General features: G+C 73.3%; 5 protein-coding genes and 2 tRNA genes. 4 read left to right on the top strand and 3 right to left on the bottom strand.

Going from position 1 to position 6,102, the window contains the following annotated elements; translation table 11 throughout:
* Window positions 1-17: 17 nt before the first annotated feature.
* Window positions 18-91 (bottom strand) — tRNA-Lys (locus tag ABZ641_RS23270).
* Between the two features lie 131 nt (window positions 92-222).
* Window positions 223-296, bottom strand: a tRNA-Lys gene (locus ABZ641_RS23265).
* 477 nt (window positions 297-773) lie between these two features.
* On the opposite strand from ABZ641_RS23265, the gene ABZ641_RS23260 reads away from it, so the two are divergent.
* Entirely contained in the window at window positions 774-1,997 is a 1,224-nt protein-coding gene (locus ABZ641_RS23260) for a low temperature requirement protein A (RefSeq protein WP_359984535.1), read from the top strand.
* 100 nt (window positions 1,998-2,097) lie between these two features.
* Window positions 2,098-2,748: a pentapeptide repeat-containing protein gene (locus ABZ641_RS23255; RefSeq protein ID WP_359984532.1), complete on the top strand. Its 651-nt coding sequence runs from the start codon at window positions 2,098-2,100 to the stop codon at window positions 2,746-2,748.
* Window positions 2,749-2,808: 60 nt separating this feature from the next.
* Here the strand turns inward: ABZ641_RS23255 and ABZ641_RS23250 are convergent, their stop codons facing one another.
* A complete protein-coding gene (locus ABZ641_RS23250; RefSeq protein ID WP_359984529.1) occupies window positions 2,809-3,465 on the bottom strand; it encodes an NAD(P)H-binding protein in 657 nt (218 codons plus the stop codon).
* Window positions 3,466-3,650: 185 nt separating this feature from the next.
* On the opposite strand from ABZ641_RS23250, the gene ABZ641_RS23245 reads away from it, so the two are divergent.
* Together ABZ641_RS23245 and ABZ641_RS23240 are read left to right on the top strand one after the other, a co-directional pair.
* A complete protein-coding gene (locus tag ABZ641_RS23245; RefSeq protein WP_359984526.1) occupies window positions 3,651-5,702 on the top strand; it encodes a phosphocholine-specific phospholipase C in 2,052 nt (683 codons plus the stop codon).
* Window positions 5,703-5,823: 121 nt separating this feature from the next.
* Window positions 5,824-6,030: a hypothetical protein gene (locus ABZ641_RS23240; RefSeq protein WP_344628206.1), complete on the top strand. Its 207-nt coding sequence runs from the start codon at window positions 5,824-5,826 to the stop codon at window positions 6,028-6,030.
* Window positions 6,031-6,102: the final 72 nt, after the last annotated feature.

The following is a 6,102-nucleotide window of genomic DNA, read 5'->3' as shown; positions in this document are numbered from 1 at the left end:
GGGCCTTCGACCGTCTGTGCGCCGCCAGGGACTCGAACCCCGGACCCGCTGATTAAGAGTCAGCTGCTCTAACCAACTGAGCTAGCGGCGCCTGCCGACGTGAAAACAATACACGGTCCGGAGAGGTACCCCGCACCACCGGCGGCCGGCCCCGCTCGCAGCGGCAGCCGGTCCGGGAACGCCGAAGGCCCCCCGCTTCCGCGAGAGGCCTTCGACCGTCTGTGCGCCGCCAGGGACTCGAACCCCGGACCCGCTGATTAAGAGTCAGCTGCTCTAACCAACTGAGCTAGCGGCGCCTGCTGACCTGCGGAACACTACACGCCGCGGCGGGCGGAACGGAAATCGTGACGGCCCGGTCACCAGGTGTCGCGGCCGGCCGCCCTGACGGCCACCCGACGACGACCGTGCAGCGGCGACCGCGCGCCGGCAGGCAGCGCGGTGATCACGAGGCGGGCGCGGCGCGCGGGGCCGTGCGGAGAGACCGCCCCCGTGTACCGACCTCCGCCTTGACCTTCCGCGTTGCCCGCAGACCGCCCATGTCGTCGTTCCAGTCGCCAGGGAATCTAGCGGGCGAACCAGGAGGGGACGGGACACCTCCACGGGCACACGCCGCGCCGTGCCGTCCTGTCACCCGGTTCGCGCACTCCGCCGTCAGCCGGGGGTTGACGGCGGACCGGCCGGCGGCACCGTCGCCCCAGATGCGTGCGCACGGCCTGCGGGAATGCCAGGATCACGGGGGCAGAGCCCGGTCCGAACTCCCCGAAGGCGGCACCATGACCAGCGAAGCGGACCTGCCGCCGACCGCGGCGGCCGGCACCCCCGCCCACCTCCAGCACGCCCGTCCGGTGCGGCGGATGGCCCCGCGCTCGCGCAGCGAACCGCACCGCACGGCCACCCCGCTGGAGCTCTTCTTCGACCTCTGCTTCGTGGTCGCCGTCGCCCAGGCCGGGGTGCAGCTCGCGCACGCCCTCGCCGAGGGCCACGCCGCCACCGGCGTCCCGCGCTACCTGTTCGTGTTCTTCGCGATCTGGTGGGCGTGGATGAACTTCACCTGGTTCGCCTCCGCGTACGACGTCGACGACGTCCCGTACCGCCTCACCACTCTGGTGCAGATCACCGGCGTGCTGGTGCTCGCGGCCGGCGTGCCCCGGATGTTCCAGGACCAGGACCTGGTGCTCTCGGTGGTCGGCTACGTGCTGATGCGCTTCGCCATGGTCACCCAGTGGCTGCGCGCCGCCGCCTGCGAGACCGGGGCGGCCCGCACCGTCGCCCTGCGCTACGCCCTCGGCATCACCCTCTGCCAGATCGGCTGGGGGCTGATCCTGCTCGTCCCGCACGCCGCCTACCCGTACGTCATCCCGCTCGGCATCCTGGCCGAGCTGGCGGTGCCGGTGCTGGCCGAGCGCAGCGCGCAGACCACCTGGCACCCGCACCACATCGCCGAGCGGTACGGCCTGTTCACCCTGATCGTGCTCGGCGAGACGGTGGCCGCCGCCACCCTCGCCGTGCAGACCGCCCTGGACGAGCACGAGGCGATCGGCGACCTCCTGCCGATCGCCGCCGGCGGCGTGCTGCTCTGCTTCGCCGCCTGGTGGATCTACTTCGCCGAACCCGTCCACGGCCGGCTCCGCTCCAACCGGCAGGCCTTCCTCTGGGGCTACGGGCACTACCTGGTGCTCGGCGCGGCGGCCGCGATCGGCGCGGGCCTGGAGGTGACGGTGGAGTTCTCCGTCCACCAGGCGCACATCGGGGCGGTGGCCGCCGCCGCGGCGGTGACCGTGCCGGCCGCGCTCTACCTGTTCACCGTCTGGCTGCTGCAGTCCCGGCACTTCAAGCAGGGCGCCGAACAGGCGGTGCTGCCGGCCGCCGCGGTCGCCGTGCTGGCCTGCACCGCGCTCGGCCGGGACGCCGTCCTCGCGGCAGGCCTGGTCGCCGCCGCCACGGTGGCCGCCGGCATCGTCCTGCGCGCCCGCCGCCTGAACCGCCGCGCCGCTTGAGACCCGCCGCGCCGCCACCGCCCGCAGGCGGGCCGCGGGTCGTCGGTGGCGGCTGCCAGGATGACGGCAGCAGTCCGTCCCCGCACAGATCGGCCCCGCCATGCCAGCCGTTCCCGAGCAGCTCGCCGACCTCCCCTACGCCGAGCTGCTGAGCCCGCACACCGGCCGGTTGTACGGCGACGAGCGCTACGACACCGTGCACTTCGACGGCGGCACGTACGAGGGCCGGGCGCTCGGCGCGGGCTTCCTGGAGTGCGCCTTCACCGGGGTCGAGCTGGACGGCACCGGTCTGCGCACCGCCCGGTTCAACGAGGTCTGGCTGCAGGGCTGCCGCCTGGTCGGCGCCGACCTCGCCGAGAGCGAGTGGCAGGACGCGACGCTCCTCGGCTCGGTGCTCGCCGGGATCTCCTGGTACGGCTCGGCGCTGCGCCGGGTGGTGCTGCGCGGCTGCAAGCTGGAGGCGGTCAACCTGCGCGGCGCCGTGCTGCGGGACGTCGTCTTCGAGGACTGCCTGCTGCGCGACGTCGACCTCGGCGAGGCGAAGCTGACCTCGGTCTCGGTGCCGGGCTCCACCCTGGACGGGGTCCGGTTCGCCGGTGCCCGGATGGAGAAGGTGGACCTGCGTGGTGCGGCGAAGCTGGGCCTGCCCGACGCCCACCTCGGCCTCTCCGGCGCCGTCCTGAACACCGGCCAGCTGTTCGAGCTGGCCCCGCTCTTCGCCCAGACTCTCGGCATCACCGTCAAGGACTGACCCGCAAGGGCTGACCGGCAAGGGCTGACCCGCAAGGACTGACCGGCCCGGTCCGGCCGGTCAGAGCGCGGCGAGCGCCTCGGCGACCGTCCGGTCGCCCGCCATCAGCTCCAGCGTCCGCCCGACCGCCGGTGCGGGTTCGGTGAGCAGGGCGGCCAGCACCGCCGCGACGTCGGCCCGCGGCACCGGGCCGCGTCCGACGGCGTCGCCGAGCCGGACGAGGCCGGTGGGCGGTGCGTCGGTGAGCGGGCCGGGCCGCAGCACCGTCCAGTCCAGTGCGGTGCGCCGCCGCAGGTCGTCGTCGGCGGCGCCCTTGGCGCGCAGGTAGGCGCCGAAGACCGGGTCGGGGCCGTCCGGGGCGGCGGCGTCCGCGCCGATCGAGGAGATCATCAGGTACCGGCGGACGTGTGCGAGTTCAGCGGCGTCGGCGAGCAGGGCGGCGCCCGCACGGTCGACGGTGTCCTTGCGGGCGGCGCCGCTGCCCGGCCCGGCTCCGGCCGCGAACACCACGGCGTCGGCGCCGTCCAGGACGGTGGCGAGCGCCTTCGGGTCCGTGGCCTCCAGGTCGAGGACGACCGGTTCGGCGCCGCGCTGCCGCAGGTCGTCGGCGTGCTCGGCGCGCCGGACGAGTCCGACGGGGGTGTCCCCGCGGTCGGCGAGCAGCTGCTCCAGGTGCAGGGCGATCTGTCCGTGTCCACCGGCGATGACGATGCGCATGCCCGCCACGCTATCCCCGTTCACCATCCGGTCGCCGGGCGACGCGACGGCGAACAGTCCGTCAAAGTTCGCTCCCGGGCATGGCCATGGCGCCCCGCCCTGCGTGACGATTCTCCGCGACCGATGGCACGGCAACGTGTTCATACAACATCACCGGACATCATCACCGAAGGGACGGCGGCCCGATGGCTGAGCTGAGTCGCAGGAAGTTCATGGCGCTGTCGGCGAGCGCCGCGGCGGGAGCCGCGGTGGCCTCCACCGCGCTGGGCGGCACCACCCGGGCCTCGGCGGCCGGCCTCAGCACGACCGGCACGATCGCCGACGCCCGGCACATCGTGATCCTCATGCAGGAGAACCGCAGCTTCGACCACTACTTCGGCATGCTGAAGGGCGTGCGGGGCTTCGCCGACCGCAGCGCCATCCAGATCGCCGGCGGCTACAGCGTCTTCAACCAGCCGAACGGGCTGGGCCGCCAGTACCCGTGGCAGTTCAGCGCCACCAAGCCGGCGGGCGGCGCGGACCCGGAGCGCCTCGCCCAGTGCAACGGCGACCTGTCGCACGCCTGGTCCGACCAGCACAACGCGTGGAACGGCGGCAAGCTCGACTCCTGGGTCTCCGCCAAGGGCAACGTCCGCACGCTGGGCTACCTGACCCGCGCCGACATCCCCTTCCACTACGCGCTGGCCGACAACTGGACGGTCAACGACGCCTACTTCTGCTCGGTGCTGAGCGCCACCGGCCCCAACCGCACCTACCACTGGTCCGGCCAGATCGACCCGGCCGGCACCGCGGGCGGCCCGGCCTACGACGGCGGCGACGAGTCCGGCCTGCGCTGGCAGACCTACGCCGAGGCGCTGGAGGCGGCCGGCGTGAGCTGGAAGGTCTACCAGAACGCCGCCGACAACTACGGAGACAACGCCCTCGCCTACTTCACCCGGTTCAGCTCCGCCCCGGCGGGTAGCCCGCTCGCGGTCAAGGGCATGGGCTCGGTGCCGAAGAAGACCGGGAGGACGCCCGACGACATCGCCGCGGCGATCCGCGCCGACGTGGTGGCCGGCACCCTGCCGCAGGTGTCCTGGATCGTCCCCGACCAGGCCTCCTCCGAGCACCCGTACGCCACCCCGGCCGACGGCGCGCACTTCGTCCACATGGTGATGGACGCGCTCAACGCGGACCCGGACGTCTTCGACTCCACCGTCCTCTTCCTCAACTACGACGAGAACGACGGCTTCTTCGACCACGTCCCGCCGCCGGCGGCTCCGGCCGGCACGGCCGGCGAGTTCTACAACGGCACCAACATCGGCCTCGGCTTCCGCGTCCCGCTGATCGCGATATCCCCGTGGACCCGCGGCGGCTGGGTCAGCTCCGAGGTCTCCGACCACACCTCGGTGCTGCGCTTCCTGGAGAGGTGGACGGCCGCCATCGGCAGGCCCGCCACCTGCCCCAACATCAGCGCCTGGCGCCGCAAGGTCTGCGGCGACCTCACCGGCATGTTCGACTTCGCCAACCCGGTGTACGGGCTGCCCGCGCTGCCCAACACCGACGCCACCATCGGCCTGGCCGCCTGTGGCCCGCTGCCCAACCCGGCGCCGGTCGACAACAAGCTGCCCCAGCAGGAGCCCGGCACCCGCCCGGCCCGCGCGCTGCCCTACCAGCCCAACGCCAACCTCGACCACCTGGAGTTCGGCTCCGGCGGCGTGATGAAGGTCTGGATCGCGATGGCCAACCAGGGCGCCGCCGGCGCCGCGCACCTCGCGGCCTACGCCAACGCCCACCGCAGCGGCGGCCCCTGGCAGTACACCGTCGACGGCGGCGGCTCCACCAGCGACTTCTTCAACTGCGGCACCGGCTTCGGCGGCGGCCCGTACGACCTGAGCGTGGTCGGCCCGAACCGCTTCCTGCGCCGCTTCAAGGGCGACGCCACCAAGCCCGGCAAGCTGGTCTCGGTCACCGCCTCGTACGCGAACGCCCCGACCACCGGCAAGCTGGCGCTCTGGTTCGCCTTCGCCAACACCGGCACGGCGGCAGTCACCTTCACCGTCACCTCCACCAACTACCGCAACGACGGTCCGTGGACGTACACCGTCCCGGCCGGCGGCACCGCCTCGGACTTCTTCAACGCGGTGGCCTACAACAACGGCTGGTACGACTTCACGGTGACGGTGGACTCGGACCCGAGCTGGTCGCAGCGGTTCACCGGCCACCTGGAGACCGGCGCCGCCAGCGTCTCCGGCTGAGCCGAACGGGGGACGCCCGCCCGCGCCGCCGCCCGCGGCGCGGGCGCCCCCGGTGGCATGCCCCGCGGCGTAGTGTGACAGTGAGGGAGGCCCGGGTCGGACTGCACGCGAGGAGGAAGACATGGGCATCTTCGACAGGTTCCGGCACAAGGCGCACGAGTCGGGCGACCCGGCCGGGCGCGCGGCGCTCGCGCACGACGAGGCCGCCGACGCCTTCGGCGACACCGCCGAGAGGAGCCGCATGGACGCCCAGCACCGGGCGGAGCAGATGGAAGAGGACCGCAGGGCCGCGTCCGACATGACCGCCGAGGGCGATCCCTGGGACTGACCGACCCGACCACGGACCCGATCGCGAACACCGATCCGCACGCCGAGGGGCCCGGCCGCCGGCCGGGCCCCT

Origin of the sequence: Kitasatospora sp. NPDC007106, from assembly GCF_040634455.1 — a bacterium.
In the GTDB taxonomy this organism is placed as follows: Bacteria; Actinomycetota; Actinomycetes; order Streptomycetales; family Streptomycetaceae; genus Kitasatospora; species Kitasatospora arboriphila.
Note: the sequence above shows the minus strand (reverse complement) of the source record. Positions and strands in the feature narration are given on the sequence as shown.